The sequence below is a fragment of the Micromonospora sp. CPCC 206061 genome, assembly GCF_036906915.1.
In the GTDB taxonomy this organism is placed as follows: Bacteria; Actinomycetota; Actinomycetes; order Mycobacteriales; family Micromonosporaceae; genus Phytohabitans.
Genome location: NZ_JBAKHX010000006.1, coordinates 1 through 26,688, shown reverse-complemented (window position 1 = coordinate 26,688; position 26,688 = coordinate 1). Strand labels below are relative to the sequence as shown.

Genomic DNA, 26,688 nt, shown 5'->3' with positions numbered 1-26,688 from the left:
GGTGGTTAGGGTCCTGGGCGTGGAGCTGACTTTTCGTGCTGTCGATGTCGGGGACGGGCGTGACGGGCGGTGGCTGAAGGTCGCCGAGCCGGTGTGGCCGGTCATCGTCGCCGAGACCGAGCCGGCCGCCCTGGAGCCCGCCGGTGAGGCCGCCGCCAGGGAGTTGTTCGCCGCGCACATGCCGGAGCTGGTGCCCGTACTGGACGGGCTGGCCGCGGAGCTGGACCGGCCCGGCGCGGCGGGCGTGCTGACGCAGGCCGCGCTGAAGCCGTTCTTCTCCGGCTGTTCGATGGCGGGTGCGCCGGGCGCTCTGGTGCGCAACTACGACTTCAACCCGGAGCACTGCGAGCGCACCGTGGTGGCGTCACGGTTCCTGCGTCCGGTGATCGGTATGGGCGACTTCCTGTGGGGGCTGCTCGACGGCATGAACGACGCCGGGCTGGCGGTGGCGCTGTCGTTCGGTGGGCGGTTCACGCACGGGCGGGGGATGAGCATCCTGCTCGTGGTGCGGCACCTGCTGGAGACCTGCGCGAGCGTCGACGAGGCGTGGCGCGCCGTGGCCGGGATGCCGGTGTCCACCTCGCAGAATCTTATTCTCGTCGACCGGGAGCAGACCGCCGTCGTGCACCTGGGGCCGGACCGGCGGGCCGTGCGCGTCGATGAGGCGTGCGTCACCAACCACCAGGATGCTCCGGTGCCGGATGCGGAGGAGGCGTCGAACGCGACGCAGCGCCGGCTGGCGGCGCTGCGCGCGATGACCAACCCGACGGCGGACGCGCTCGTCGCCGCCATGCTGCGGCCGCCGCTGTACCAGACGCGGTACGCGGAGGGCGCGGGCACCGTGTACACGGCCGACTACCGGCCGGCGCAGGGCCGGGTCACGTACGTGTGGCCGGACCACCGCCACGAGCAGTCGTTCGCCGGCTTCGCGCCGGGAGAGTGGACGGTGCGGGCCGGCTAGCGCGACGCTCCCCGCCTCGCCGATCAAGGGCATTCGCATGGATCAAGGGCAAACGCACGCGGAAATGAGATCGAAGCACGTGCGTTTGCCCTTGATCGACGAGGAGAGGGGGAGAGGGCGTGGAGACGGCGCGGAAGGGCGCGCTAGGTGGGTGGGGCGAGGTTGTCGATCTCGGTCAGCTCGGCGTCGGTGAAAGCCAGGTTGGCTAGGGCGCCGACGTTGGCCTCCAGCTGGGCCACGCTGCTCGCGCCGATGATCAGGCTGGTCATCCGCTCGTCGCGCAGCGCCCAGGCGAGCGCGAGTTGGGCGAGTGACTGCCCGCGCTGGGCGGCGATGTCGTTGAGCGCCCGGATGGTGGCCATCCGCTCGTCGGACAGGTCGCTCTCGTTGAGGAAGACGCTGGTGCGTACCCGGGAGTCGTCGGGGATGCCGCCCAGGTAGCGGTTGGTGAGCAGGCCCTGCGCGAGCGGGCTGAACGCGATGCAGCCCGCCCCGGCCTCTTCGAGGGTGTCGAGGAGGCGGTCGCGTTCGGTCCAGCGGTTCAGGATCGAGTACGACGGCTGGTGGATCAGCAGCGGGGTGCCCAGGTCGCGCAGGATCGCGGCCGCCGCGGCGGTCTGCTCGGAGTTGTAGTTGGAGATGCCGACGTAGAGGGCCTTGCCGGCGCGCACGGCCGCGTCGAGGGCGGTCATCGACTCTTCCAGCGGCGTGTCCGGGTCGGGCCGGTGGTGGTAGAAGACGTCGACGTAGTCCAGGCCCATGCGCTTCAGCGACTGGTCCAGCGACGACAGGATGTACTTGCGCGAGCCCCACTCGCCGTACGGGCCGGGCCACATGTAGTACCCGGCCTTGCTGGAAATGATCATCTCGTCGCGGTATGCGGCGAAGTCGGTGTGGAGAATTCGGCCGAAGTTCTCTTCGGCCGACCCCGGCGGCGGCCCGTAGTTGTTCGCCAGGTCGAAGTGGGTCACGCCCAGGTCGAACGCGCGCCGCAGGATCGCGCGCTGCGTCTGGCGCGGCCGGCCTTCACCGAAGTTGTGCCACAGGCCCAGGGAGATGGCGGGCAGGCGCAGCCCGCTGCGCCCGGAGCGGCGGTAGGTCATGGAGGAGTAGCGGTCGTCCGCGGCAACGTACGTCACGTGGATCACGGTAGCCGTGCCTGCTCACTCGTCGCCCGTCAGCTGCGCGAAACACAGGGACTGGTACGTTTGACCTTGCCGGTACCACCCGCGCGGGAGAGACCGCCAACGCACCACGGCGGCGCCGAAGGGGCAAATCCTCCCCGGAACCTCTCAGGCAGAAGGACCGCGAGGGCAGGCGACTCTGAAGGACCCTTCCCGGGTACGACAGAGGGGGAGGCCGCATAGTCGACCTTCCCCGGGAGCACCTCATGACTTTCGCCGGCCGGCACATCGGACCCTCCGCCGACGAGCAGCGCCGCATGCTCGAAACCGTCGGCTACGGCTCGCTCGACGAGCTGATGGACGCGGCGATCCCCGAGGTGATCCGCTGGCTTCCCGATGAGCCCAGTGGCCTTGTGCTCCCACCCTCAGCCAGCGAGCCGGAGACCATCGCCGAGTTGCGCGCGCTCGCCGCCCGGAACACGGTCGCGGCCAGCATGATCGGCCTCGGCTACTACGGCACCCACACGCCGGCCGTCATCCGCCGCAACGTGCTGGAGAACCCGGCGTGGTACACCGCCTACACCCCGTACCAGCCGGAGATCAGCCAGGGCCGCCTGGAGGCGCTGCTCAACTTCCAGACCATGGTCACCGACCTGACCGGGCTGGCCACCGCGAACGCGTCGATGCTCGACGAGGGCACCGCCGCGGCCGAGGCGATGACGCTCGCCCGCCGCGTGTCCAAGAGCAAGAGCATGGTGTACGCCGTCGACGCCGACACGCTGCCGCAGACCCTTGCCGTCCTGCGCACCCGTGCGGAGCCGCTCGGCATCCAGCTCGTCACCGTCGATCTGGACAGCGACGAGCTGCCATCGGAGCTTTTCGGGCTGCACCTCCAGTACCCGGGCGCCTCTGGAAAGGTCCGTGACCACGCCGACCTGGTCGCGGCCGCCCACGAAGCCGGCGCCCTGGTCACGGTGGCCGCCGACCTGCTGGCTCTGACGCTGCTGCGTCCGCCGGGCGAGATCGCCGCGGACATCGCGGCGGGCACGACGCAGCGTTTCGGCGTACCGATGGGGTTCGGCGGGCCGCACGCCGGCTACCTGGCGGTGCGCGCGGGCCTGGAACGGATGCTGCCCGGCCGCCTCGTCGGGGTGTCCCGCGACGCGGCTGGCGCGCCCGCGTACCGGCTGGCGTTGCAGACCCGCGAGCAGCACATCCGGCGGGAGAAGGCGACCAGCAACATCTGCACGGCGCAGGTGCTGCTCGCGGTGATGGCGAGCATGTACGCGGTGTACCACGGGCCGGACGGGCTGCGCGCGATCGCGTCCCGGGTGGCCGGGCGGGCGGCGACGCTCGCGGCGGGGCTGCGCGCGGGCGGGGTGTCGTTGGCCTCCGACGAGTTCTTCGACACCGTGACGGCGGTGGTGCCGGGCCGGGCCGCCGCCATCGTGGACGCGGCCGCCGAGCGGGGCGTCAACCTGTGGCTGGCCTCGCCCGACACGGTGGTCATCGCGTGCGACGAGACCTCCTCCCAGACCCACGTCGAGGCGGTGTGGGCCGCGTTCGGCGTTCCGCCCGTCGCCGCTGCTTCGCCGAAGGTGCCGCTCCCGCGGACCTCCGACTTCCTCACCCACCCGGTGTTCCACAGCCACCGGTCCGAGACGGCGATGCTGCGGTACCTGCGGCGCCTCGCCGACAAGGACTACGCGCTCGACCGGGGCATGATCCCGCTCGGTTCCTGCACGATGAAGCTCAACGCCACCACCGAGATGGAGCCGGTGACGTGGCCTTCCTTCGCTGACATGCACCCGTTCGCGCCGGCTTCGCAGACCGCTGGGTACACCGCGCTGATCTCCCAGCTGGAGGGGTGGCTGGCGGAGATCACCGGGTACGACGCGGTGAGCGTGCAGCCGAACGCCGGCTCGCAGGGTGAGCTGGCCGGGCTCCTGGCGATCCGGGCGTACCACCTGGGTCGCGGGGAGGCGCACCGCGACGTGTGCCTGATCCCGTCGAGCGCGCACGGCACCAACGCGGCCAGCGCCGTCATGGCCGGCATGCGGGTCGTCGTGGTGGCCTGCGACGCCGACGGCAACGTCGACATGGTCGACCTGGAGCGCCTCGTCGACCTGCACCGCGACTCGCTGGCCGCCATCATGGTGACGTACCCGTCGACCCACGGCGTGTACGAGACCGGCATCGCCTCGCTGTGCGCCAAGGTGCACGACGCCGGCGGTCAGGTCTATGTGGACGGTGCCAACCTGAACGCGCTGGTCGGGTTCGCGAAGCCGGGGCGGTTCGGCGCGGACGTGTCGCACCTGAACCTGCACAAGACGTTCTGCATCCCACACGGCGGGGGCGGGCCGGGCGTCGGGCCGGTCGCGGTCCGCGCGCACCTGACGCCGTACCTGCCGACGGCGGTGTCGGCGGCACCGCATGGAAGCGCGGGAATCCTGCCGATCTCGTGGGCGTACCTGCGGATGATGGGCCCCGACGGGCTGGCCCGCGCGACCGGCGTGGCCGTGCTTGCGGCCAACTACGTGGCGGCCCGGCTGCGCGCCCACTACCCGGTGCTGTACAGCGGCAACAAGGGCCTGGTCGCCCACGAGTGCATCCTGGACCTGCGGCCGCTGACCAAGGCCACCGGCGTCACCGTCGACGACGTCGCCAAGCGGCTGATCGACTACGGGTTCCACGCGCCGACGATGTCGTTCCCGGTGGCCGGCACGCTGATGGTCGAGCCCACCGAGTCGGAAGACCTGGCCGAGCTCGACCGGTTCTGCGACGCGATGATCGCGATCCGTTCCGAGATCTCCTCCGTCGAGTCGTGGGGCGCCGACAACCCGCTGCGGAACGCTCCGCACACCGCCGCGATGGTGACCGCCGACGAGTGGGAGCACCCGTACCCGCGTTCGCTGGCCGCGTACCCATCTGGAGTGGATCGCGCCACGAAGTACTGGCCGCCCGTGCGGCGCATCGACGGCGCGTACGGTGACCGTAACCTCGTCTGCGCGTGTCCTGCGCCGGAGGCGTTCGCCTAGGGATCCGCTTGCGGGCCCCGGTACGCGGGGCCCGCCCGTTCCGGGCGCCGTCGGGATCGCGCCCCGTTCGGGGCGCGCCTTCGGGATCGCGGCGCGGTACCCTGATCGCATGAGCGCGCAGCACACCCGAGCCGAAACCGAGCGGATGCTCGCCGAGGCCGGCATCGCCGTGACGCCCGAGGGCAAGGCCCGGGCGCGCGCCAAGCTGCGCGCCGCGGAGCAGCGGATGACGCCAGAGGCGTGGGAGCGACTCGACGAGCGTTACCGCCGCGCCGACGCCGCGTGACCGAGCCGCCCGTACGGCTCGTCCTGGACGCGACCGCCGTCGCCGCTTACGGTCGGGGCAACGTCGCCGTGGGCGAGATCATCGCGGAGGTCGCCGACGAGGACGCGGCCATAGCCGTACCCGACATCTGCCTGATCGAGGGCGCTCACCAGCTGGACCGGGACGACTGGCACGTGCTCGACCTGCTGCTCGCGCACTCCCATGTCGAGCGGCTGGATCTGCCGCAGGACTGGCGGGACGTGGCTGCCGCGGCACGGTTGTTGGGTTCGACCAGCCGTGCGGTGGCGATGCTGGCGGCGGTGGACCTGCGGGCGTACGTGCTGACGGCCGAGCCGGAAGCGTACGGCGCCGAGGCCGCCCCCGTGATCGGCTTCTGACCACCGCACCACGACCCCGGGCGGATGGTCGGCAAGGCTCCGCGTCAGCGCGGGGTGAGGACGCAGAACTCGTTGCCCTCCGGGTCGGCGAGGCACGTCCACGGGACGTCGCCTTGGCCGAGGTCGATGTCGATGGCGCCGAGGGCCCGCAGCCGGGCCACCTCCGCCGCTTGGTCGTCACCGGGGTACGGGCGCAGGTCGAGGTGGACGCGGTTCTTCACCGTCTTGGTGTCGGGTGTGGGGACGAATTCCAGATACGGGCCCACACCCTTGGCGGAGCGCAGGCTCGCATGATCGTCGGTCACCTCGTGGAGGGTCCAGTCCATCGCCTCGCCCCAGAATCGGGCCATGGCCCGCGGGTCGGCGCAGTCGACCACCACCGCGGCGATCGGTCCGGTGTCCCGGTAGATCTCCCGAGGCTCCAGGACGCAGAACTCGTTGCCCTCCGGGTCGGCGAGAACCGTCCACGGAACGTCGCGCTGGCCGACGTCGGCGGGCGTGGCGCCGAGATCCTGGAGGCGCGCGACCAGGCCTGCCTGATGCGCCGCTGAGATGGTGGCGAGGTCGACGTGCACGCGGTTCTTCACCGTTTTGGGTTCCGGGACGGCGATGATGTCGATGCAGACGGCGGTGGGGTCCGGATAGGTGAAGCCCTCAGGTTCGAGGTTGGTCACGCCGGATTCCTCGCTGGATATGCTCCAGCCGAGCGCCTCCGCCCAGAATCGGCCGAGCGCGGAGTCGTCCCGCGCGTTCATCGCGATCTGAACAAGCCGCAACGCCATGTCGCCGATCTTATGCCAGGTGCTCGCCGTGGCAGATCTTCGGCCGAGGCGGCGGCGCCCAGCGCGCGGTGGCGCCCGGTGCCGCCGACACGAGGGCCAGCGATCAAGGGCATTCGCCGCGATCAAGGGCAACCGCACGCGGAAAGAGATCAAAGCATGTGCGTTCGGCCTTGATCGACGGAAGAGGGGGCGGCGGCGAGCGGCCGCGGCCGGCGCCGGGCACGGACGGCGCGGGGCGGGGCGGGCGCGTGGGGGAGTCCCGCGGAGGTTAGCCGCGGCGGCCGGGGTGTCGAGGGACGACGGTGTCCGTCGAGTGCCTCAGCCCGCGGACAGTGGGGGCGAGGCGGGTGGCATGCTCACTCAGATGGGGCGATGCCGGGTCTTGCCGTGTCAGGCGGCCAGCGCGTGGCGGGCGGGGCCGCGGTGGGGTGCGATGGTGCTGCCGTCGGGAAGGAGCTCGCCGGTGTCTTCGAAGACGATGACACCGTTACACAGCAGGCTCCAGCCCTGCTCGGGGAAGGACGCGACGACTCGTGCGGCCTCCCGGTCGGTAGCTTCAGCGGATGGACAGGGTGTTTGGTGCGGACACATCGGGTTCTCCGGCCGGTGGGGTTGCTGTGTCACGGTTCACATGACCAGTGACGCACGCTACCAAGCGGAACGACACTCCTTCGAGCAGGTTTTGGCGCTTACACGGGAGAATCCCCCCTTCGGATGAGTCGATTCAAGCCGGTTGTCGTGGAAACGCTCCCAAACGAGTCTACCCTCGTCACAGGGCGTCCGTCCTCTTGTTACGGACAGCTCAGGGAGCGCTCTCGCTTTGAGTGGCGGATCAGTGACCCAGGTGATCCCGCTCAGCTTCTCGAAGACTTCCTCGCCGGCAACGGACTGGCGGTGCGTGACGTGGCCGGGATCGGGGGAGCGCACACCGCGCGGTGCGGCGCGTCGGTCTTCGTGTCGGCCGCGGCGGGCGCCCGGATGATCGACGCTCCGGTGGGCCGGCCGAGCCCCGCGCCCGGGGTGCCCGATGTGGTCGCGGTCGTCTACGCCCACGACGAGGCGGCCAGGCCATCCCGAGAGGAGCAGGGGGAGCGGAGGAAGCGGGCGTGGCGGCTCGGGGCGTGGCGGGACAGTTGGACGGCCGGTGAGCACGCCGGTGCCGTCGAGCTTGCGCGGGCCGCGATCGCGCGGGGGGACGTGTACCAGGTCAACGTGGTCGGGCACGCGTCCGCCCCGTACACCGGTGATCCGCTGCCGGCCCTGCGGGCGCTGGCGGGGTTGCCGGGCGCCCGGTACGCCGGGGTGCTGGCCGGGGCGGGCTGGGCGATCGGGTGCGCGTCTCCGGAGACGCTGGTCGAGGTGCGCGGCGGGCGGATATTCACCCGGCCGATCAAGGGCACCCGGCCGGCGACCGCGGCCGGCCGGCGGGAGCTGCTCGCCTCGGCGAAGGAGCGCGCCGAACACATCATGATTGTCGACCTTGAGCGCAACGATCTGGCCCGAATCGCCCGAACCGGGTCGGTGCGGGTCGACGAGCTGTACGTGCTGCGGCGCTGGTGTGACCTGTGGCAGGCGGAGTCGGTGGTGTCGGCCGCTCCGGCCCCCGGGGTGGGCCTGGCGCGGCTGCTGCGGGCGGTGTGCCCGGGTGGCTCGGTCACCGGGGCGCCGAAGTTGTCGGCGCTGCGGGAGATCGCCGCCATGGAGCCGGTCGGGCGGGGCGCCAGCATGGGCGCGCTCGGCTGGATCGGGCCGGACCACATCGATTTGGGGCTCACGATCCGCACCGCGGCGGCCGCTGACGGCCGCGTACACCTGTGGGCCGGTGGTGGGATCACCTGGAGCAGCGACGCGGAGGCGGAGGTCGCGGAGGCCGCCGCCAAGGCCGCCCCGCTCCGCCGTGCCCTCGCGACAGGGGCCTAAGCGCGGCGCCCCCACCATCGGTAAGGCACCCGATACCCTTGCGGTCATGACGATGCGGCCTATCCGCCTGCTTGGGGACGCGGTTCTTCGCAGCCCCGCCGACCCGGTGACCAGCTTCGACGCCGAGCTGCGCACCCTGGTCACCGATCTGCTCGACACGCTGCTGGGCGCTCCGGGCCGGGCCGGTGTGGCGGCGCCGCAGATAGGTGTGAGCGCCCGGGTGTTCGTGTACGACGCGGACGGCCAGGTGGGGCACGTCGTCAACCCGGAGCTGGAGGTGTCCGAGGAGCTGCAGGACGATGACGAGGGCTGCCTGTCGATCCCGGGCCTGTACTTTCCGACGCCGCGCGCGATGCACGCCACCGTGCGGGGCTTCGACCAGCACGGCGAGCCGCTGACCGTGGGCGGCAGCGGCTTCCTGGCGCGGGCGCTTCAGCACGAGACCGACCACCTTGACGGCAAGCTGTACATCGACACCCTGCGCGGCGACACCCGCCGCCAGGCGCTGCGCGAGATCCGCGCAGCGGCCTGGGCTCGGCGGTAGGCATCAGGCGATACCTGAAGGCTCATACCACGAGGATCTGCGGATGGGGATGCCGCAGAAACTCGTGGTGGGAGATGTCCCAACCGTAGGCTCCGGCACGGCCGAACACGAGGATGTCACCCACCCGTAACCGGTCCACCCGCTGGCCGCGGGTGAGCACGTCGCGGGGCGTGCACAGCTCGCCGACCGCGTCGACCTCCGCGTCCTGGACACACGGGCGGGGGTACGGGTGCGGCCAGTCGGGCACCGGCAGCACGGTGAACGGGTGGCTGTAGCCCCACGCCGCCGGCAGCCTGAAGTGGTGGGTGCCGCCGCGCAGCACGGCGAACCACCGACCGTGGGTGTGCTTGAGGTCGAGCACCTCGGCGGCGTACCAGCCGGCGTCGGCGGCCAGCCACCGCCCCGGCTCGAACACCAGGCGCACCCCGTCGGGCGGGACGAGACCGGCGAGTGGGGCGGTGTCGAATGTGGCCGTGCCGGTGTAGTCGACGCCGAAGCCGCCGCCCACGTTGACGTACTCCAGCGCGATGCCCAGGGCGCTGGCGGTGGCCGCGGACCAGCGCAGCGACGAGGCGACGAAGGCCGCGTGCAGGGCGCCGTCGAGGTTGTTGGAGACCGCGTGCAGGTGGAAGCCGACCAGGCGGATGTGGGGGAGGGCACGTGCCAGCGCGACCACGCCGGGCAGCTGCGCCTCGTCGATCCCGAAAGGCGTGGGAGCGCCGGCCATCTGATGGCTCCCCGGCAGCCCGCCGTCGCGCCGGTTGACCCGCAGCGCCACGCTCACCTCAACGTCGGCCGCCGCCGACAAGCGGTGCAGCTCCAGGGCGCTTTCGACGTGTACCAGGGCGCCAGCGGCCACCGCCGCGCGCAGCGAGGCGTCCGTCTTGGCCGGACCGCCGAACGCGATCCGCCGCGCTCCCGCCGCCCGCGCGAGCGCCAGCTCGCCGCCCGACGCCACCTCCAGGCCGTCGGTCGCGGCCGCGAGTGTCGCCACCACGTCCGGGTGGCCGTTGGCTTTGACCGCGTACAGCACCTCGGCGCTCGAAGGCAGCGCTGCCTTCAACGTGGCGGCGCGGGAGCGGAGCACCTCCCGGTCGTACACGTACGCGCACACCGGCCGCACGGCACCGGTCAGGGCGGCGCGCACCCGGTCAGGCGGCATGCAACGGGTTCCGTACCGGGATGTACACGTCGCCGCCCTCGACCAGCCGCATCCGCACAAGGGCCTTGTGGGGCACCCGCGGCGCCGTCAGAGCCGCGTGGTCGGCGGCAGCCGCGGCGGCGGTGCGCGGGTCGGCCAGGAGCGGCTCGTAGGCCTCGTCGACGACGCCGCGGATCAGCCGCCAGGCGGCCGCCTCGTCCAGGCCGTACCCGTCGCCCAGGCGGATCACCAGCTCGCCGAGGTGCGCCTGGAACGCCGTGTAACCCAGCTTGGCCCGCATCACCGCGGGGTCGTCGGTGCCCACCACCGAGCCGGGCCACAGTGACAGCGACACCCCGGCCGCGGCGAGGCGGGGCCGCAGCACCCGCAGCCCCGCCAGATCGCGCAGGGCGAGCCGGTGCGGGGCACCGCCGACGAACAGGGGCAGGCAGTTCTGCAGGTGCGCTTCGAGGGCGATCCCGTAGCGGGTCTGCAGGCGCAGCAGCGGCGGCAGTAGCAGGCGGGCGTAGGCCTCCAGCCAGGCCAGGGGCCCGCGCCCGTACTCGTCGACCAGGCCGGCCACCACGAGCGGAAGCGCGCCGCCGGGCACGACCCGCTCGCCGGCGGCGAGGCGGCCGTCGAGTCCGGTGCGGACGATCGCGGACACGTCGCGGCCTGTCCCGGAGGGCACGGCCGCCCCGGCGGTCTCGGCGAGCAGCAGCACGCGCTCTTCGCCGGACAGCAGCTCATCGAGTACCGCCGACAGCGCCGGCCCGTTGCGGGTGCTGGCCACCGAGATGGTGCGGCGTGTCGAGGTGACCTGGATGTCCAGGGACACCTTCAGGTAGCGGCGGTGGCCGTCCGCGGCGGGCGGCAGCAGCAGGGTGCGCAGCGCGGCGGTGGGCGCGGCCGGCAGTTCGGCGTCCAGCACCCGCAGCGCGCCGGACTCGACCAGGTCGGCGTACCGGTGGCGCAGCACCGCGTCGCGCTGCCAGGCGTGCACCGGCTGGATCAGGTACCCGGGCGGCGGCGCCGGCACCTCCGGGTACCCGGACAGGGCCGCGCCGAGGTCGTCGCCGGTGTGCCGGTCGGCCCGGACCGCGACGAACCCGATCGTGGTCTGGCCGGCTTCGAAGTCGTGGGCGAGCACGTCCTCGACCTCCCAGCCCAGCCGGGTGCGCCCGCACGGGTGCAGGTTGTGCCCGTCGACGGCCAGCCGCTCCGCGGCGAGCGCGTCCGCGTCGGGGCCACCGGTCAAAGGGGACGGTGGCCGCGCGTACGCGATGGCGAGGTTGACGGCGGCGTCGGCGAGTTCAGCGGCGAGCTGGTGGTCGCGCAGCGCCGGCGGCAGCAGCTCGACGGGGTCGGCCGGTACCTCGTCGAACTCCACCCGGTCGAAGCCGTGCGACCGGCCGCGCCCGGCGTGCCGGGCGCGGGCGCCGCCGATGTCCTCGCGGCACAGCGCGCCGAGCAGCCGCCGGCCGACGGCCTGGGCGGCCCGGGGGAGCGCGGCCCGGAAGGGGCCGACCAGCTCCGGCGCCAGCACCGCCAGGTGCGACTCGGCGTGCCCGGCGGCGTCGCGGACGGTGCCCGGCCGGAACGCGCAGGTACTCAGGACTGGGCTCAACGCATGCCTGCCAGGGGGTTCGGGAGGGACGCCCACACGTCGGTGAGCGGGTCTGCCGCGAGGCGCATTGCGGTGGTCGCCTTCACGGGAAGGCTAGCGCGGAAGATCGACTGATCGTTGGTGACCGCCGCCACCCGCGCCCACAGCCGTTCCGGGGCGATGCCGTGCACGCGCCCGAACGCGGCCACCTGCTCGGCGACGACCCCGCTCAGCGCCGCGGCGAACAGCTTGTCGCGCAGCTGGTCAGGGTTGTCGGTGACCAGGTCTCCGCGTACCGGTGGCGGGTCGACGCCGTGTGCGCGCAGCCGGGCGGGGCTGATCCGCACGCCGCCGACGTCCCGGTAGAGCAGGCGTGCCGGGCGGCCGTCGCGGAGCACGATGAGCGTGTTCTGGCCGTGCGCCTCCAGGGCGGCGCCGCGTGCGAGGAGGGTGAGCAGCGGCGGCAGGAACACGCGCGCCAGGGCGGCGAAGAACTTTTCGGGGTCGGCGGCGTCCGGTGCGCCGCCGAGGCCGGCCAGGGGCACCGCCGTCTCGCCGGGCGCGAGCGCGGGGGCGAGCCGCCGCACGTAGGCGAGGCTCCGCGACGGCGCTCCGTCGACGAGGACGGCGCCGGCGCGGTCCTCCCGCAGCACCTCCAGTCCGGTGCCGTGCGCGAGGTGGGCGAGCAGCGCCGACACGACCGGTCCGTTGTGGACGGCCGCCGGCGAGACGGTACGCACCGCGGAGGTCATCTGCACGTCGACGGCGGTCTTGAGGTGGTACCCGGGCACGGCCAGGGTGCGCAGCGACATGAGCGGCCGCGCGGGCAGCGTGCCGGCCGGCGTGAGCCAGGGGTACGCGTCGAGCACGTGCGCGTACTGCCAGGGGTGCACGACGAGGCGGGGCGGGGCGTCGCCGTGCCACCGGTCGGGAGGAACGTCCACCAGGCGCAGGTGTACAACGGGGCGGTGCTCGGGCGCGTAGGCCAGGACCTCGGCGGTGGACATGCCGAGGCGGGTGCGGCAGCAGGGGTGCAGCGGGTGGCCGTCGACGACGCTCTGCTCGGTGCTCGCGAGGTCGCTTGTGGAAGCGGGGCTCGCGTTGGCGCGGGCCAGGGCCAGGTTGGCGACGCTGTTGTCGACCTCGACCGCGAACCGCTCTTGGTGGAGCACGCCCCGGACCAGCGCCGCCGGGTCGGTGTACCCGCCGACGGTGAGGCCGTCCGGGGCCGGCGCGTACGGCTCGGCGGCGTCGGCCGGCCCGGTCAGGCGGTGCCCGGCGACCGTCACGGTGAGCCGTCCACCGTGGACCTCGCGGCCGGTCACGCCGGGGATGGGCTCGCGGGCGAGGGCTCCCCACAGCCGGCCCAGCACGGCGGCCCGCGCGCCGGGCAGTGCCGCCAGGTACGGCGCGACCAGCCCTGGCCGGTCGTCGCGCAGCGCGGCGAGGGTGCTGTCCGGGTCGGGCGTGAACCGGTGGAGCGCTCCGGCCCGCGGCGGCGACGAGTCGTGAATGGACCCCGACATCCTCGCCTGCTACGACCGCGAGCCGGAGACGGACCGACTGGCCTGGCGGCCGGGCGTCATCGAACGGGTGCGCACCCAACACATTCTCAGTCGCGTCCTGCAGTCGCCGCCCGGGAGGGTGCTTGACGTGGGCGGCGCCACTGGCGTGTGCGCGACCTGGCCGGCCGCCGGAAAGTCACAAACTAGCATCCTAGGACGCCGTACAGGGTGTGGCACGGGTCGCACATCACACGAAACGGCCATACAAAGCACGGCTAACGACGCGAACCGGCTTTGGGAGCGGTGCGGGGTGATCAAAGTCCCGAAATCTGCTTGACACGCCGAAATGCCGGCGTGTCCTGGGACTTTGATCATGAGTGGGGGTACGCGCTCGGAACCCACGAAGCGACCGGTAGGAGGAGCGGCGCTGCGTGCAGGGCTAACGACGCGGTTAGCGGCCGCGGTGGCGGCGGAGCCAGATGCCGGCGGCGCCTATGAGGATGAACAGGAGCATCGCGTAGACGAGGCCTTTGAAGAGCACAGCCAACCTTCTCACAAGGGGGTGGGGCCGGGTCAGTACCATGCGCCGGTGGACGAACCCGTACGGCTGGCTGTCGACCTGGGCACCACGCACACCGTCGCGGTGGTGCGGCGCGGCGGGCAGCAGCCCCGGGCGCTTTTGTTCGACGGTACGCCGTTGCTGTCGTCAGGGGTGTTCGTCGACGCGGAAGGCGCTCACCATACGGGCCGGGACGGGCAGCGGCTGGGTGCGGCGCAGCCGGAGCGGTTCGAGCCACATCCGAAGCGGCGGGTCGACGAGGGCACGGTGCTGCTGGGCGAGCACGAGGTGCGGGTCGAGGAGTTGCTGGCGGCGAGCCTGCGCCGGGTGGGTGACGAGGCCCGTACGGCCGGGGTGGATCCGGTGGGTGGCACGGTGTTGACGTGTCCGGCTGACTGGGGGCAGCCGCGGCGCAACGTGTTGCGGGCGGCGGCGTGGCGGGCCGGGTTGGGCGAGGTGCGGCTGCTGGACGAGCCGATCGCGGCGGCGACGTATTGCGTGCAGGTGTTGGGTCAGCAGGTGGCGCCGGGGCAGTGCCTGGGGGTGTTCGACTTCGGCGGCGGCACGTTCGACGTGGCGGTGGTGCGGCGGGAGCCGGCGGGGCTGCGGGTGCTGGCGACCGGTGGCCTGGACGATCTGGGTGGCCTGGATGTCGACAGCGCGTTGGTGGCGCATCTGGGGCAGCTGGTGGCGGTCGGCGATCCGGCGTTGTGGCATCGGTTGGGTGCGCCGGCGGATTCGGGGCAGCGGCGGGATCGGCAGGCGTTCTGGTCGGAGGTGCGGGCGGCGAAGGAGATGCTGTCCCGGTCGAGTGCGGCGCCGGTGCATGTGCCGGGGCGGCCGGAGCCGATGCACCTGACCCGTGAGGAGTTGGAGCGGGTGGCGGGCCCGCTGGTGGCGCGGGCCGTGGACGAGACACGGCGGGTGTTGCAGCGGTCGGGTGTGCAGCCGGGTGAGCTGGGCGGGCTGCTGCTGGTGGGCGGGGCGAGCCGGATGCCGCTGGTGGCGAGCCGGCTGCACGCGCGGCTGGGTGTGGCGCCGTCGGTGCCGGAGCAGCCTGAGCTTCCGGTGGCGTACGGGGCGATGGTGCATGTGATGGCGTCGCAGCCGGCGACGGCCGAGGCGGGGTTGGCGCCGTACCCGGTGTCGGGCCCTATCGGGACGGGGTCGCCCGCGACGGCGTATCCGGTATCGGCGCCGTTCCCGCCTGGGCCTGCGAGCGGGCCGATCGGTGCGGGGTTTGCCACCGGTCCGGTGAGTCCACCGATGCCGCCGCCGCCTGCGCCGATGCCGGTGAAGGTGAAGCGGCCGCTGCGCCGCGCGCTGCTGGTCGCGATGGTGTTCACGCTGGTCGGCGGGTTGGTGGCGGGTGTGGTGACGGGTGCCCGTTGGCTGATCCGGACCATCGAGAACGGCAACCTGACTATCGGCAGTGGGCCTGGCGGGCTCGGCGTCGGTGGCGATGGGAACGGCGGCGACGGTGAGCTGGCGACGGTGCACACGGTGGGGTTGAAGCGGGACGGCGCCGCCGGGGTGGCCGTTGTGGGCGACAGCGTGGTGTACGCGGTGGCGGGCGGCGGGTCGACGGAGGTGGTGTCGCTGCCCGGCGGTGGCGGTGGGGCGAGGTGGACGAAGACGGTGCCGATCGAGCCGGCCGGTATCCAGCTGACGGCGGTTGGTGACCTGGTGGTGCTGGACGGCGAGGACTCGGGCACCGACGGCGGCGACAACGTGCGGGCGGTTTTGTCGGCGGCGGATGGCAAGCTGCTGTGGAAGAGGAAGTGGGAGAAGCGCCGGGATGTCGCCTATGTGGGCACGGACGCGCTGGTGGAGCTGCAGGACTCGTTCACGGCGAACGCGGTGCTGCGTGTCGACCTGCGCAACGGGCGCGACAAGTGGAAGCGCACCGGCGGCGACGACACCCTGGTGATCGACGACCATCGGATCGAGCCGGTGCGGCAGTGGCCGGACGGTAAGGGCGACGGCGAGCTGCCGGGTGCGAAGGGGGCATTGTTCGACGTGTTCACGGCCACGCCGGACGCGGTGGTAGAGCTCGACGAGGGCAGCGGCAAGGGGTGGCTGGTCGACACCTCCAACGGCAAGACGAAGGGCAGCGGGTCCCTGCCGATCGGCAACGAGCAGTGGACGGTGTACGGCGGCCTGGTGATCGGGTTGCAGAACGATGAGACGTCGGGTGGGAAGGCAGTGCTGGCCGGGTACCGGCTGCCGTCGTTCAAGAAGGCGTGGACGTATCCGCTGACGAGCGGCTTCGACGTGGAGAAGATCAAGCCGTGTGGGCAGCATCTGGTGTGCATGGCGGTGGACGAGCCGGAGAACGACAAGACGATCGCCGTGGATGTGCGCACCGGTGAGCAGGCGTGGAAGGTCGACGTCGAGTGGCAGCACGACGAGGGCTGGTACGCGACCGGTGACCGGCTGGTGTTCGGTGACGCGACGTTCGACACGGTGACGGACGCGAAGATCCTCAAGGGCGATGGGTCGGCGGCTGGCCAGTACCCGCGGTTTTCGCAGGTTCTCGCGACGCGGGGCGGGCGGATGGCGGTGCAGGACGGGCGGGTGGAGGGCTCGGACGTGGTGATGCAGGTGTACGCCACGGAGATCGGCACTGGGAAGTCGACGAAGGCGGTCGACATCGGTACCGACCCGGCCGACCAGGTGATGATCGGCGGCGACCTGCTGGCGGTGGTGACCAAGGACCGCCGCGTCCTCGTCCTGAAGATCAAGTCGTTCGGTTAGCCCTTCCAGGGGCGTAGGCGGGGCCACCAGCCGGGCACGGCGCGGCGGTACTCCTCGTACTGGTCGCCGAAGCGGCGGCGCAGTGCCGGCTCCTCGTGCCAGCGGGCGAACGCCATCATGACGGCGCCCGCCACAACGGCGTACCCGAAAAGGACCTGGCGGCCCAGCAGGAGAGCCTGACCGGCGATCGCGGCCAGGACCGCGATGTACATCGGGTTGCGCACGTGCCGGTAGAGGCCGCCCACGACGAGCCGTTCGGTGGGCGCGACCGGCGCTGGCGTGCCTGCGCCCTCGGCGACGAACCGCACGAACGCGTGCATCAGCACCACCCCGGCCGCGGCGGTGAGCAGCCCGCCCGCCGCACGCACGGCGGGCGGCGCGCTGCCCGCCTGCCAGCCGGTCAGCCACCACGGCACCAGCCCGGCGACGACGCCGGGCGCGAGGGCGAAGAACACGGCGCTGCCGGTCGCGGCCGCTGCTTTACGCATCGAGGATCGCCTCCGCGGCGGCGGCGGGCCCGTCGAGGGCGGCATACGCCTTGTGTACGTGGGCGGCCGCCTCCCGGTAGGACGGGTCGGCGAGGATGCGGGCGGCGTCGGCGGCGGCGCGGGCCGGGGTGGTGCGGCGGCCGGCGCCGAGACGTTCGAGGAGGGCGAGGTTGAGGTCCTGCTCGGGTTGCAGGGGGACGCCGAGCACCGGTGTGCCGGCGGCCATGGCGGTCTGCACGCTGCCCTGACCGCCGGCGGTGACGGCGAGCGCCACGCGGGGCATGACGAGGTGGCTGGGCAGGATGCCGGCGACGGTGACCCGGTCTGTTTGGAGATCGGTCAGGTCGTGGACGGTGGCGGCGACGAGGATCTTCGTGTTCTTCGGCAGCGCGTCGATGAGGGCGCGGACGAGGGCCGGGGGAGAGGAGTTGACCGCCACGTACACGACCGGGTCGTTCCCGTCGAGGAACGCGTCGACGGCCGGGGGGAGTGGCATGTCCAGGTGCGCGAACAGCGGGCCGGTGTAGCGCAGTCGGGTGCCGGGTCGGTAACCCCGGCCCGGTCGCCACGCCTCCAGGTCGGCGGGTGCGACGCCGAGGACGTCGGGGGATTCGGGTACCAGGCTGAGGTCGCCGAGGACGAGGGCGGCGAGGCTGGGTACGGGCTCGACGCCGAGGCGTGCGGCGACCCGGTTGAACCCTCCACAGTAGAAGCGGACGCGGGGTGGGGCGGCGTTGACCAGCCAGCGGGGAAGGCCGCGCATGGGTGGCAGGAGGCGGCGTTCGAACGCGGGCGGCACCCAGCTGCCGGCGTGCTCGGTGACCAGCCTGACGCCGGCCAGGCGGGTGGACAGTGTCGTGGTGAGGGTGAACCCGGTGACGGCTGTTGTTATCTGATTGGCCCGGAAGTAGTCGGCCTCGGCGGTGGCGTACTCGTACAGCTCGTCGTCGCTGTACATGCTCTGCCGGACCGGGCCGACGCCGAGTTCGTCGCGCAGGAAGCGGGCGCACCGGGCGGCGGTCATCGGTGGGCCTATCTGGTCGTAGGGGACGGCGGCGGCGCGCAGCAGGTGCTCGTAGGTGCCGCCGTGGGTGGCGACCCGCACCGGGGCGCCCCGCGCGCGCAGCGCCCGGTAGATCTCCAGCATCCGGGAGACGGCGGACAGGTAGCCGCAGTGCGGCACGAGGCAGATCACTTAGGTAATATATTGCGTATGTCGAAGGTGTGGAAGTCCCCGGACCTGGAACCGCCGGTACGCGCGTTCCGAACCGTCCTCGCGCTCGCCCAGCGGCTGCGCTACCAGATGGACGACCGGCTGCGCGCCGACGGCCTCACCACCCAGCAGGCGGCGCTGCTCACCGTCGTCCTCGCCCTGGGACAGCCGTCGGCGAGCGAGGCGGCCCACGCCCTCGGCAGCACCCACCAGAACGTCGCCCAACTCGTCGCCGCCCTCCGACGCAAGGGCTTCCTGGAAGTGCGGCCCGACCCGGCCGACCGGCGCCGCAAGCTGCTCGCCGCCACACCCGCCAGCGACGCCTACTGGAAGGCCCGCGACCAGGGCGACCTCGCCGCGGTGGCGTCCTGGTTCGCCGTCCTGTCACCGTCCGAGGTGGACACGCTCTGCGAGCTGGCCGACCGCGTGCTGGAAGGCCTTCAGAAGAACTTCACAGGTACCTGACAGGTTTCCCGACATCCTTTTGGGATCCTCCGCCGTCTAGTGGTCAGGACCAAGAATCGAGATCACGGGAGGCCCTCACATGACCATGACCGGTCCGGCCGTACGGCATCCTGGCACCGCGATGACCGCGGACCAGCGCGCGCAGTTCGAACGCGACGGCTACCTGGTCGTGCCGGGTGTGCTCGACGCGGACGAGGTCGCCCACTACACCGAGGCGATCGACCGGGTCTACGAGCGGCACACGCGGGAGGGTGAGGGCCTGCACCTGCGGGGCGCCGTGCAGAGCTGCCCGGAGCTTGCGCCGCTGATCGACCATCCGAAGATGTTCGGCCTCGTGTGGTCGATCCTGGGCTGGAACGTCCACATCTACCACTCGCACCTGGACGTGCACCCGACCGTGTCGGCGGAGCGGCCGTTCCGGTTCGAATGGCACCAGGACGGCGGCCGGCAGAACCGCGAGATCGAGACGCACCCGCGGCCGAGGATGTCCGTGAACGTCGCCTACTGGCTGTCGGACGTGTCGGTGCCCGGACGCGGCAACCTCAAGGTGGTGCCGGGCAGCCACACCACCGACTGGATCGCCGGCCCGCCCAGCCGCAACGTGCCGTGGCCCGACCCTGAAGACGCCATCCACGTCACCGCCAACGCCGGCGACGTGGTCTTCTTCGACCGGCGGATCTGGCACGCCCGCTCCGAAAACCACTCGCCGATCACCCGCAAGGCGGCGTACTTCGGGTACACGTACCGGTGGGTCCGGGCCCGGCAGGAGCTCACGCGGGAGCTGCCGGGGCTCAGCCCGGTGCAGCAGCAGCTGCTGGGGGCGTTGGGCGCCACCGACGGCGACCACGCGTGGGGACACGCCCCGCACGGGGTGCCGCTGTACACGGTGCTGCGCGAGACCGGCAACCTCGACCCGGGTTTCCCGCCGCTGAAGCCGTAACGCTCCGCCGCTGGAGACCCGGCCTTCCGCCGCACCCCAGCGCTCAGGTTGACATAATGTACATTATCGAACAAGCAGAAGCCGGGGCCGGTCCCCGGCTTCTCCCCGTCCCTCGGCCTGTCCCTCGGCCTGTCCCTCGGTGTGCTTCATCCGGTGTGGACCCTGCGTGTCGGTAGACGTTGTCGGACCCGGCTGGTAGGAAGCTGTCATCAAACACGTGTACGGAAGAGGTCGCGCGATGGCAGGGTTGTCCCACGACGAGCTTGAGTCGATCCGCGACACGCTCGCGGCGGGTCGCAAGCCGCGGGTGATGTTCACCGACTCCGCCGGGCAGATCGCCGGTCAGATCGGTCAGGTGACCGATCTGACCGATCCCGAGGCGTCCGACGAGTGGGTGGTGGTCCGGTTCGGCCGCGACGAGCTGCCCTTCTCCCCCGCCGATTTGACGATCCCGCCGCGGGGCGCCAAGGCGGCCGCGGCGCGGGCGAAGAAGGCGGCGTCCGAGCCGGAGCCCGACCCGGTTCCGGCACCAGAGTTCAAGATCACCAGGACGCCGGTTCCGGCGCCCCGCAAGGAGGCCAAAGTGAGCACTGTGGACGCCCCCGCGAGCCAGCCCGCCCCGGCGCCCGCCGACAAGCCGCGTAAGGCCGCCGGCAAGGCGGCCAAGCCGAAGGCTCTCGCCGGCCTGACCGTCACCTTGGCCTACACCGACGGCGAGTGGACCGTCGCGGCCACCCAGGGCACCAAGTCCCTGGCCAAGCCGTACGTGGTCAAGCCGATCGAGGCGCTGAAGATCGTTGGGCTGGTCGACGTGCCGGGCGTCAAGGAGGCCGTCGAGCAGATCCTGGCCGCCGAGCGCAGCGAGGCCGAGCAGCAGGCGGAGAAGCTGCGCGCCGAGCTGGCCGAGATCGAGGCGCGCCTGGCCGAGCTGCGCGACGCGGGGTGAGCGAGGGTGGCCAGCTGGGCTCAGGTGGAGGCGGAGGCACCGGAATTCGCGGCGGCGGCGCGGCGCCTCTTCGACGCGCACAAGCACAAGACCCTCGCCACGCTGCGCCGTGACGGTTCGCCGCGGATCAGCGGCACCGAGGCGCAGTTCCGCGACGGCGAGCTGTGGTTCGGGGGCATGTGGCGTTCGCGTAAGGCCCTTGATCTGCGGCGCGATCCACGGTTCGCGCTGCACAGCGCCAGCGTCGACCCCGACGAGGGTGACCCGGCGGGCTGGCCCGGCGACGCGAAGCTGTCCGGCCGGGTCGAGGAGATCACCGACCCGGCGCGGGTGGCCGAGCTCAACGAGGGCCCGCCGGGCCCGTCGCACCTGTTCCGCGCCGACGTCACCGAAGTGGTGCTGACGAAGGTCGGCACCCCCGCCGACCACCTGGTCATCCAGCTATGGCGCGAGGGCCAAGGCCTCCACACCTTCAAACGCACCTGACCCTCCTCCCGCCCCTTCTTTTCGTCGATCAAGGGCAAACGCACGCGGTTCGATCTCTTTTCCGCGTGCGTTTGCCCTTGATCCCTGCGAATGCCCTTGATCGGCGCGGCGGGGTGCCGGTGTAGCCCCGCGAACTGCCGCCAACGGCGCGTGGCACAGGCGGTGCCCGGCCGGCCGTCCGCCCTCGGCGGCGGCCTGGCGGCGGCGTTTCTGGCCTGGCCAGCGCCAGCGCGGCGACCGCCGCCAGCGCCCGCCGGGTTCGCCCTGCCCCGCGCCCTCGCGGCGGTCGCCGCGCTGGCGCGAAGCCCGAACGACGCCAGGTCGTTCGGGTCGGCGGCGGCGTCGAGCGGGCCCGCCTCCTGCGTCGCATCGCCCGCCATGAGTCGCCAAGATCTGGCGGCACGGAAAGAGCGCGGCGCGCCTGCGGACCGGCGGCGCGGCAAGAAGCACGCCGCGCCGCCAGCGCGCGAGGCGCCGCGCTGCCGCTCGCCGGCGGACAGCCGGCCGATGCCGACCCTGTCGAACAATGCGGGCCGACGCGGCCTGGCGCGCCCCGGCGATGGCCGCACCGGCCCGCCATGGCCGCGATCAAGGGAGATCGCGTCGATCAAGGGCAAACGCACGTGGTTTTGAGATCCAACCGCGTGCATTCGCCCTTGATCGACGGAAAGAGGGGCGGAAGGGGGCGGAAAGGAGGGCGGGGCGGTGGGGGTGGGGTGGGTTAGTCGGGGATGTGGGAGATGTCTATGCGGCGGCGGAAGATCCAGTAGGTCCAGGACTGGTAGAGCAGGACCAGTGGGGCGAAGAACAGGGCCACCCAGCTCAGGATCCGCAACGTGTACGGGGTGGCGGCGGCGTTGTTCACGGTCAGGCTGTGGGCGGGGTCGACGGTCGAGGGAAGCACGTCCGGGTACAGGCCGGTGAACAGGGTCGCCACCGCCAAGGCGATGCCGGTGGCGGTACCCAGAAATGCCCACCCCTCGCGGCCTCGCCGGTTGGTGATCAGGGCGCCCACCAGCGCGGCGACCGCCGCGAGGGCGCAGAGCAGGGCGAGTCCGGCGGGCGCTGTCCAGGCCAGGAACGCCGCTGTCAGACCGGCGGCGGCGATCCCCAGACGGCCGGCGATGACGTTGGCGCGGGCGCGGATGTCGCCGGTGGTCTTCAGGGCGAGGAACACCGCGCCGTGCGTGACGAACAGGGCGAGGGTGGTCAGGCCGCCGAGCAGCGCGTATGGGTGGAGCAGGTCGAGCAGGCCGCCGGTGTACTCGTGGTCGGCGTCGAGGGGCACGCCACGGGCGATGTTGGCGACCGCTATCCCCCACAGCACCGCCGGCGTCAGCGAGCCGAAGAAGATCGCGGTGTCCCAGCGGGCCTTCCAGCGCGGGTCGGGGCGTTTGCCGCGGTACTCGAAGGCGACCCCGCGCAGGATCAGTGCCACGAGGATCAGCAGTAGCGGCAGGTAGAAGCCGGAGAACAGGGTGGCGTACCACTCGGGGAACGCGGCGAACATGGCCCCGCCCGCGGTGATGATCCAGACTTCGTTGCCGTCCCAGACGGGGCCGATGGTGTTGATGAGGACGCGGCGTTGCTTGTCGTCGCGGCCGAGGACGGGCAGCAGGATGCCGACGCCGAAGTCGAAGCCTTCGAGGACGAAGTAGCCGACGAACAGGGCGGCGACGAGCGCGAACCAGACGGTGGTGAGCTCCATGGCGGCGGTCCCTAGTAGGCGAAGGCGAGCGGACGGTCTTCCTCGGACGGCGCGGGCGCGGCCACGTCGGGCAGGCCCGCTTTCGCGTACCGGAGCAGGAGCTTGACCTCGACGGCCGCGAGCGCCGCGTAGAGGAGCGTGAAGGCGGTGAACGAGGTCAGCACCTCGGTCAGTGAGACGCTGCGGGATACGCCGTCGCGGGTGAGCATCTCCCCGAAGACCAGCCACGGCTGGCGGCCCATTTCGGTGAAGACCCAGCCGCTGATGTTGGCCAGCAGCGGCAGTACCGGCAGGATCAGGGTCGAGCGCAGCAGCCAGCGGTTGGTGGGGATACGACCGCGGCGCTGCGCCCACAGGGCGATCAGGGCGATGAGGGCGCCGGCCATGCCGAGGCCGATCATGAGGCGGAACGTCCAGTACGTGACGGGGATGACGGGGCTGTAGTCGCCGGGGCCGTACTGGGCGGTGTACTGGGCCTGTAGGTCGTTGATGCCGTGGACGGTGCCGTTGGGGTCGCCGGTGCCGAGCCACGACAGCAGGTACGGGATCTTGAGGGCGAAGATTTCGCGGCTGCCGTCGAGGGTGCCGACGGTCAGGACGGAGAACGCGGCGGGCTGTTCGGTCTGGTACAGGGCCTCGGCGGCGGCCATCTTCATCGGCTGTACGTCGGTCATGATTTTGCCTTGGGTGTCGCCGGTGATGGCGACGGTGGCGGCGGCGACCAGGGTGACCCAGGCGCCGAGCTTGACGGCGGGGCGGAACTCCTCGGTGCGGTGCCGCATCAGGTGCCACAGGCCGACGGCGGTCATGAGGGCGCCGGCGACGAGGAACGCTCCGGCGATGGTGTGCGGGAACGTGATCAGGGTGACCTTGTTGGTGAGTACGGCCATGAAGTCGGTGAGCTCGGCGCGGCCGGTGTCGGGGTTGACGCGGTAGCCGACCGGGTTTTGCATCCAGGAGTTGGCGGCGAGGATGAAGTAGGCGCTGACGGTGGAGCCGATGGCCGCGATCCAGATGCAGGCGAGGTGGACGCGTTTGGGGAGCCGGTCCCAGCCGAAGATCCACAGGCCGAGGAACGTGGATTCGAGGAAGAACGCGAGCAGTGCCTCGATGGCCAGGGGTGCGCCGAAGATGTCGCCGACGAAGCGCGAGTAGTCGCTCCAGTTCATGCCGAACTGGAATTCCTGCACGATTCCCGTCACGATGCCCATGGCGAAGTTGATCAGGAAGAGCTTGCCGTAGAACTTGGTCAGGCGCAGGTAACGTTCGTCGCCGGTGCGCAGCCAGATGGTCTGCAGGACGGCGACGAGCGTGGACAGGCCGATGGTGAGGGGGACGAAGAGGAAGTGGTAAACGGTGGTGACACCGAACTGCCAGCGGGCGACATCGAGCGCGTCCACGCGAACCCCTCTCGTACTACGTCTCGTAGTAATACTACGGGATGTCGTAGAGGACTTCAGAAGGTGGCCCGTGTGGTCCTCGCCGCATTCGCCCGGCTGCGCGTCACCGGCGAGGTGCCCGACGGGCCGGTGATCCTGGCCGCCAACCACATCAGCCCCGTCGACCCGGTCGTGCTGATGGCCGCCTGCGACGCCATCGGGGTCGCGCCCCGGATCATGGCCACCGCCGGGGTGTTCCGGGCGCCTCTGCTCGGCACCGTCGTCCGCCGCGCCGGATACCTACAGGTCGCCCGCGGCACCGCCTCGGTCACGCAGGCGCTGCACGACGCCATCGAGGCGGTCGCCGGCGGCGACCCGGTGCTCATCTACCCGGAAGGGCGCATCGGGCTCGACCCCGGCCTGTGGCCCGAACGAGGCAAGACCGGCGTGGCGCGGCTCGCCGAGGCCACCGGCGTACAGGTCGTGCCGGTCGCCCAGTGGGGTGCCCACGAGGTGGCGCCGTACGCGGCGCCGAAGGGCGCGGTGCGGGGCTTGGCGCGGTCGGTGGTGCGCCGTCCACAGGTGAGTGTCCACTTCGGTCCGCCGTTGACGCTCGCGGGTGCCGGCTCGCCGCGGGAGGCGACCGACCGGGTGATGGACGCGATCGCCGCCGCGCTGCTCCCCCTACGCGCGGCGGAGCCCGACACGCCGAGATGGCACGACCCGACCCGCCCGACGGACACCAGCCGCTCCCGCTGAGCGGCGGGTCAGCGGCGGTTGCGCAGGTACGCCAGGACCGCCTCGCGGGTCGTTCGGACACCCAGCAGCTGGCGGGCCTGGGCAATGCGGCGGTTCGCGGTGCGCAGGGACAGGAACTCGGCCGCCGCGGCCGCCGCAATCGTCTCGCCGTTCGCGAGCCGCTCCAGCAGCGCCCGCTGCTCCGGCACCAGCTGCCCCACCAGGTCGCCCTCGCCCGGCTCGGGGTCGGCGTCGGCCGCACGGTACACCGGGCCGAGCCGCCCCAGATCCGCCACCAGAGCCCGCCCCACGTCACCGACCGCGTCGGTGATCGCCACGACGCCGGCGCCGCGGGCGGCCGCCATCACCACCAGGTGGACGGTCTCCAGGTCCGGCACCCGCCCGTACAGCACCAGCCGCGCCCCGGCCACGTCCCAGCCGCCGTCGGTCAGCGCGAACCCTTCCCGGGTGGACCAGCCGGCGCGGGCCAGCCGGCGCAGCACCGATGTGGCGTCGCTGGCACTGGGTACCACGTACCGGGGAACGTCGTTCGGGCCCGTCATTGCGAACCCCCGAGTCGCGCGGCCGCCTCAGTCCGCGTACGAGCCCCCAGTTTGCGCATGCCCGACCGGATGTGTGTCTCCACCGTCTCGGCGGAGATGCCGAGCTGTCCGGCGATCCGGCGGGTCGGCTCACCGGCCGCCACCAGCCGCAGCACATCGCGTTCCCGGTCGGTCAGCTCGCCACCGGAACGAGGTCCGCGCTGGTCACGACGCACCGCGTGGCGGCGCAGCGCCCGCCGCGCCCGCCCCAGCAGCACCACCAGACCGGCCCGCTCCGCCAGGGCCTCGGCGGCCAGCAGCGGCGGCACCGCCCGGGCCGGGTCGCTCTCGTGCAGGCCGCGGGCCAGCAAGCAGCGCACCTCCTCGCGGACGGCCAGGTCGTGCCAGGCAGCCGCGGCCTGGTCGAAGTCGCCGGCGCCCGCCCACGCGGCCAGGGTCGCCCGCACCGGCGCCAGGCCACCCTCAGCTGCCGAAAGGGCCGGCGTGGCGGCCCCGTCGTACGCCGCCCACCGCGCGGTGATCCGGCGCAACCCGTCGACCAGCGGCGGCGCGCCCGGCGCGAACCCGGCCGCCGCCCGGTCCGGCTGCCCGTCCAGCCAGGCCGCCTCCCGGCCCACCCAGTCCAGCAGCGCCGCCACCGACGGCGGCCCGGTCGGCGCGCCAGCGAGGCGGGACCGGGCCGGTGCGAGCAGCCCACCGTCGGCCTCCACCAGGCAGGCGGCCGCGATCGCGTATCCGCGCGCCAGCACCGGCAGCGTCCGATCCGTCAGATCACCGGCACGCCGCAGAACGGCATCTGTGCCCACCGGTCCAGACTCCGCACCGCTCCGCTCGCGAACGGCCCCAGCGCCACGCAACGCGGTGCACCACAGCTCCGCCGCCAGGAAGCGCGTCTGCCAGCTGTACGCCATGTCGGCCGCGCAGGCGGCGGCCGCGTTGGCGGCGGTCTGCGCGGCCTCCGCCAGCCGCCCGTCCGCCGCGAGGGTCTCGACCAGCAGCCACGCGCTCCACCGGGCCGCCAGCAGGTCACCGGCCGCGCCAGCGGCGGCGGCCGCGGACGCCAGGGCGTACTCCCAGCCTTCGGCCCGCTCGGCGGCGCGCACCGCCGCGAGGGCCGCGCGCAGGCCGGCGTGGGTGGGCGGGTCGCCGTGCCGGGCCGCCA

Annotated in this window: 25 protein-coding genes and 1 riboswitch; of the genes, 13 read left to right on the top strand and 12 right to left on the bottom strand. The window is 72.4% G+C overall.

The features are described 5' to 3' along the window. The first annotated feature begins 19 nt into the window (after nt 1-19). Entirely contained in the window at nt 20-961 is a 942-nt protein-coding gene (locus V6V89_RS07090) for a C45 family peptidase (protein ID WP_334618168.1), read from the top strand. Nucleotides 962-1,104: 143 nt separating this feature from the next. Here V6V89_RS07090 and mgrA read toward each other — a convergent pair whose 3' ends face one another. Then, entirely contained in the window at nt 1,105-2,100 is a 996-nt protein-coding gene (gene mgrA / locus V6V89_RS07085; RefSeq protein WP_442935085.1) for an L-glyceraldehyde 3-phosphate reductase, read from the bottom strand. Between the two features lie 83 nt (nt 2,101-2,183). Continuing rightward, nucleotides 2,184-2,279, top strand: a riboswitch (glycine riboswitch). Between the two features lie 72 nt (nt 2,280-2,351). On the opposite strand from mgrA, the gene gcvP reads away from it, so the two are divergent. The 3 genes from gcvP (at nt 2,352) to V6V89_RS07070 (ending at nt 5,786) form a co-directional block, all read left to right on the top strand. Further along, nucleotides 2,352-5,123, top strand: coding sequence for an aminomethyl-transferring glycine dehydrogenase (gene gcvP / locus V6V89_RS07080; protein ID WP_334618167.1), 2,772 nt, complete (start codon nt 2,352-2,354; stop codon nt 5,121-5,123). A 109-nt stretch (nt 5,124-5,232) separates the two neighbouring features. Beyond that, entirely contained in the window at nt 5,233-5,409 is a 177-nt protein-coding gene (locus tag V6V89_RS07075; protein WP_281898567.1) for a hypothetical protein, read from the top strand. Next, nucleotides 5,406-5,786, top strand: coding sequence for a hypothetical protein (locus V6V89_RS07070; protein ID WP_334618166.1), 381 nt, complete (start codon nt 5,406-5,408; stop codon nt 5,784-5,786). The genes V6V89_RS07075 and V6V89_RS07070 overlap by 4 nt, the downstream gene beginning before the upstream one ends. 44 nt (nt 5,787-5,830) lie before the next feature. On the opposite strand, the gene V6V89_RS07065 is transcribed toward V6V89_RS07070, so the two are convergent. Further along, nucleotides 5,831-6,568 carry a VOC family protein gene (locus tag V6V89_RS07065; protein ID WP_334618165.1) on the bottom strand — a complete coding sequence of 246 codons (738 nt, stop codon included), beginning with the start codon at nt 6,566-6,568 and terminating at the stop codon, nt 5,831-5,833. Nucleotides 6,569-6,958: 390 nt separating this feature from the next. Beyond that, on the bottom strand, nt 6,959-7,159 hold the full coding sequence (locus tag V6V89_RS07060) for a DUF5999 family protein (RefSeq protein WP_265255307.1): 201 nt from the start codon (nt 7,157-7,159) through the stop codon (nt 6,959-6,961). Nucleotides 7,160-7,282: 123 nt separating this feature from the next. On the opposite strand from V6V89_RS07060, the gene V6V89_RS07055 reads away from it, so the two are divergent. Both V6V89_RS07055 and def read left to right on the top strand, forming a co-directional pair. Next, nucleotides 7,283-8,488, top strand: a complete 1,206-nt coding sequence (locus V6V89_RS07055; RefSeq protein ID WP_334618164.1) for a chorismate-binding protein — start codon at nt 7,283-7,285, stop codon at nt 8,486-8,488. Between the two features lie 46 nt (nt 8,489-8,534). Further along, entirely contained in the window at nt 8,535-9,032 is a 498-nt protein-coding gene (gene def, locus V6V89_RS07050) for a peptide deformylase (protein WP_334618163.1), read from the top strand. Between the two features lie 22 nt (nt 9,033-9,054). Here def and V6V89_RS07045 read toward each other — a convergent pair whose 3' ends face one another. Genes V6V89_RS07045 through V6V89_RS07035 form a run of 3 tightly spaced genes read right to left on the bottom strand, consistent with a single transcriptional unit; the run spans nt 9,055 to nt 13,305 of the window. Then, complete coding sequence (locus V6V89_RS07045; protein ID WP_334618162.1) at nt 9,055-10,194, bottom strand: alanine racemase; 1,140 nt, start codon at nt 10,192-10,194, stop codon at nt 9,055-9,057. Continuing rightward, on the bottom strand, nt 10,184-11,800 hold the full coding sequence (locus tag V6V89_RS07040; protein WP_334618161.1) for an IucA/IucC family protein: 1,617 nt from the start codon (nt 11,798-11,800) through the stop codon (nt 10,184-10,186). Before V6V89_RS07040 ends, V6V89_RS07045 begins: the two co-directional genes overlap by 11 nt. After that, nucleotides 11,797-13,305: an IucA/IucC family protein gene (locus V6V89_RS07035; protein ID WP_334618160.1), complete on the bottom strand. Its 1,509-nt coding sequence runs from the start codon at nt 13,303-13,305 to the stop codon at nt 11,797-11,799. Before V6V89_RS07035 ends, V6V89_RS07040 begins: the two co-directional genes overlap by 4 nt. Nucleotides 13,306-13,873: 568 nt before the next feature. Between V6V89_RS07035 and V6V89_RS07030 the strand changes: the two genes are divergently transcribed. Then, on the top strand, nt 13,874-16,600 hold the full coding sequence (locus V6V89_RS07030) for an Hsp70 family protein (protein WP_334618159.1): 2,727 nt from the start codon (nt 13,874-13,876) through the stop codon (nt 16,598-16,600). On the opposite strand, the gene V6V89_RS07025 is transcribed toward V6V89_RS07030, so the two are convergent. Both V6V89_RS07025 and V6V89_RS07020 read right to left on the bottom strand, forming a co-directional pair. After that, nucleotides 16,597-17,088 carry a methyltransferase family protein gene (locus tag V6V89_RS07025; RefSeq protein WP_334618158.1) on the bottom strand — a complete coding sequence of 164 codons (492 nt, stop codon included), beginning with the start codon at nt 17,086-17,088 and terminating at the stop codon, nt 16,597-16,599. The genes V6V89_RS07030 and V6V89_RS07025 overlap by 4 nt on opposite strands. Then, on the bottom strand, nt 17,081-18,283 hold the full coding sequence (locus tag V6V89_RS07020; protein WP_334618157.1) for a glycosyltransferase: 1,203 nt from the start codon (nt 18,281-18,283) through the stop codon (nt 17,081-17,083). Before V6V89_RS07020 ends, V6V89_RS07025 begins: the two co-directional genes overlap by 8 nt. A gap of 18 nt (nt 18,284-18,301) precedes the next feature. On the opposite strand from V6V89_RS07020, the gene V6V89_RS07015 reads away from it, so the two are divergent. From V6V89_RS07015 to V6V89_RS06995, 5 genes are all read left to right on the top strand, one after another. Continuing rightward, on the top strand, nt 18,302-18,766 hold the full coding sequence (locus V6V89_RS07015) for a MarR family winged helix-turn-helix transcriptional regulator (RefSeq protein WP_334618156.1): 465 nt from the start codon (nt 18,302-18,304) through the stop codon (nt 18,764-18,766). Between the two features lie 79 nt (nt 18,767-18,845). Beyond that, nucleotides 18,846-19,706: a phytanoyl-CoA dioxygenase family protein gene (locus tag V6V89_RS07010; protein WP_334618155.1), complete on the top strand. Its 861-nt coding sequence runs from the start codon at nt 18,846-18,848 to the stop codon at nt 19,704-19,706. 238 nt (nt 19,707-19,944) lie between these two features. Beyond that, entirely contained in the window at nt 19,945-20,652 is a 708-nt protein-coding gene (locus V6V89_RS07005) for a hypothetical protein (protein WP_334618154.1), read from the top strand. A 6-nt stretch (nt 20,653-20,658) separates the two neighbouring features. Then, nucleotides 20,659-21,138 carry a pyridoxamine 5'-phosphate oxidase family protein gene (locus V6V89_RS07000; protein WP_334618153.1) on the top strand — a complete coding sequence of 160 codons (480 nt, stop codon included), beginning with the start codon at nt 20,659-20,661 and terminating at the stop codon, nt 21,136-21,138. A 150-nt stretch (nt 21,139-21,288) separates the two neighbouring features. Continuing rightward, the gene (locus tag V6V89_RS06995; RefSeq protein ID WP_334618152.1) at nt 21,289-21,771 is read left to right on the top strand and encodes a hypothetical protein; all 483 of its coding nucleotides are present in this window, start codon (nt 21,289-21,291) and stop codon (nt 21,769-21,771) included. Between the two features lie 88 nt (nt 21,772-21,859). Here the strand turns inward: V6V89_RS06995 and cydB are convergent, their stop codons facing one another. Both cydB and V6V89_RS06985 read right to left on the bottom strand, forming a co-directional pair. Next, nucleotides 21,860-22,846 (bottom strand): cytochrome d ubiquinol oxidase subunit II, encoded by a 987-nt coding sequence (gene cydB, locus V6V89_RS06990; protein WP_334618151.1) that lies wholly within the window; start codon nt 22,844-22,846, stop codon nt 21,860-21,862. Between the two features lie 11 nt (nt 22,847-22,857). Beyond that, nucleotides 22,858-24,246 carry a cytochrome ubiquinol oxidase subunit I gene (locus V6V89_RS06985; RefSeq protein WP_334618150.1) on the bottom strand — a complete coding sequence of 463 codons (1,389 nt, stop codon included), beginning with the start codon at nt 24,244-24,246 and terminating at the stop codon, nt 22,858-22,860. Between the two features lie 63 nt (nt 24,247-24,309). On the opposite strand from V6V89_RS06985, the gene V6V89_RS06980 reads away from it, so the two are divergent. Continuing rightward, entirely contained in the window at nt 24,310-24,984 is a 675-nt protein-coding gene (locus V6V89_RS06980) for a lysophospholipid acyltransferase family protein (protein ID WP_334618149.1), read from the top strand. Between the two features lie 8 nt (nt 24,985-24,992). Here V6V89_RS06980 and V6V89_RS06975 read toward each other — a convergent pair whose 3' ends face one another. After that, nucleotides 24,993-25,526 (bottom strand): LuxR family transcriptional regulator, encoded by a 534-nt coding sequence (locus V6V89_RS06975; RefSeq protein WP_334618148.1) that lies wholly within the window; start codon nt 25,524-25,526, stop codon nt 24,993-24,995. Then, on the bottom strand, nt 25,523-26,688 hold a 1,166-nt coding region (locus V6V89_RS06970), incomplete at its 5' end, for a helix-turn-helix transcriptional regulator (RefSeq protein ID WP_334618147.1). The genes V6V89_RS06970 and V6V89_RS06975, both read right to left, overlap by 4 nt.

What these genes read in the sequence shown, in the direction of transcription:
- V6V89_RS07055 (WP_334618164.1), top strand. Translation starts at nt 7,283, where the DNA reads ATGAGTCGATTCAAGCCGGTTGTCGTGGAAACGCTCCCAAACGAGTCT.
- V6V89_RS07060 (WP_265255307.1), bottom strand. Translation starts at nt 7,159, where the DNA reads ATGTGTCCGCACCAAACACCCTGTCCATCCGCTGAAGCTACCGACCGG.
- V6V89_RS07045 (WP_334618162.1), bottom strand. Translation starts at nt 10,194, where the DNA reads ATGCCGCCTGACCGGGTGCGCGCCGCCCTGACCGGTGCCGTGCGGCCG.
- V6V89_RS07065 (WP_334618165.1), bottom strand. Translation starts at nt 6,568, where the DNA reads ATGGCGTTGCGGCTTGTTCAGATCGCGATGAACGCGCGGGACGACTCC.
- V6V89_RS07035 (WP_334618160.1), bottom strand. Translation starts at nt 13,305, where the DNA reads ATGTCGGGGTCCATTCACGACTCGTCGCCGCCGCGGGCCGGAGCGCTC.
- V6V89_RS07015 (WP_334618156.1), top strand. Translation starts at nt 18,302, where the DNA reads ATGTCGAAGGTGTGGAAGTCCCCGGACCTGGAACCGCCGGTACGCGCG.
- def (WP_334618163.1), top strand. Translation starts at nt 8,535, where the DNA reads ATGACGATGCGGCCTATCCGCCTGCTTGGGGACGCGGTTCTTCGCAGC.
- V6V89_RS06975 (WP_334618148.1), bottom strand. Translation starts at nt 25,526, where the DNA reads ATGACGGGCCCGAACGACGTTCCCCGGTACGTGGTACCCAGTGCCAGC.
- V6V89_RS07025 (WP_334618158.1), bottom strand. Translation starts at nt 17,088, where the DNA reads ATGCGTAAAGCAGCGGCCGCGACCGGCAGCGCCGTGTTCTTCGCCCTC.
- V6V89_RS07075 (WP_281898567.1), top strand. Translation starts at nt 5,233, where the DNA reads ATGAGCGCGCAGCACACCCGAGCCGAAACCGAGCGGATGCTCGCCGAG.
- cydB (WP_334618151.1), bottom strand. Translation starts at nt 22,846, where the DNA reads ATGGAGCTCACCACCGTCTGGTTCGCGCTCGTCGCCGCCCTGTTCGTC.
- gcvP (WP_334618167.1), top strand. Translation starts at nt 2,352, where the DNA reads ATGACTTTCGCCGGCCGGCACATCGGACCCTCCGCCGACGAGCAGCGC.
- V6V89_RS07005 (WP_334618154.1), top strand. Translation starts at nt 19,945, where the DNA reads ATGGCAGGGTTGTCCCACGACGAGCTTGAGTCGATCCGCGACACGCTC.
- V6V89_RS07010 (WP_334618155.1), top strand. Translation starts at nt 18,846, where the DNA reads ATGACCATGACCGGTCCGGCCGTACGGCATCCTGGCACCGCGATGACC.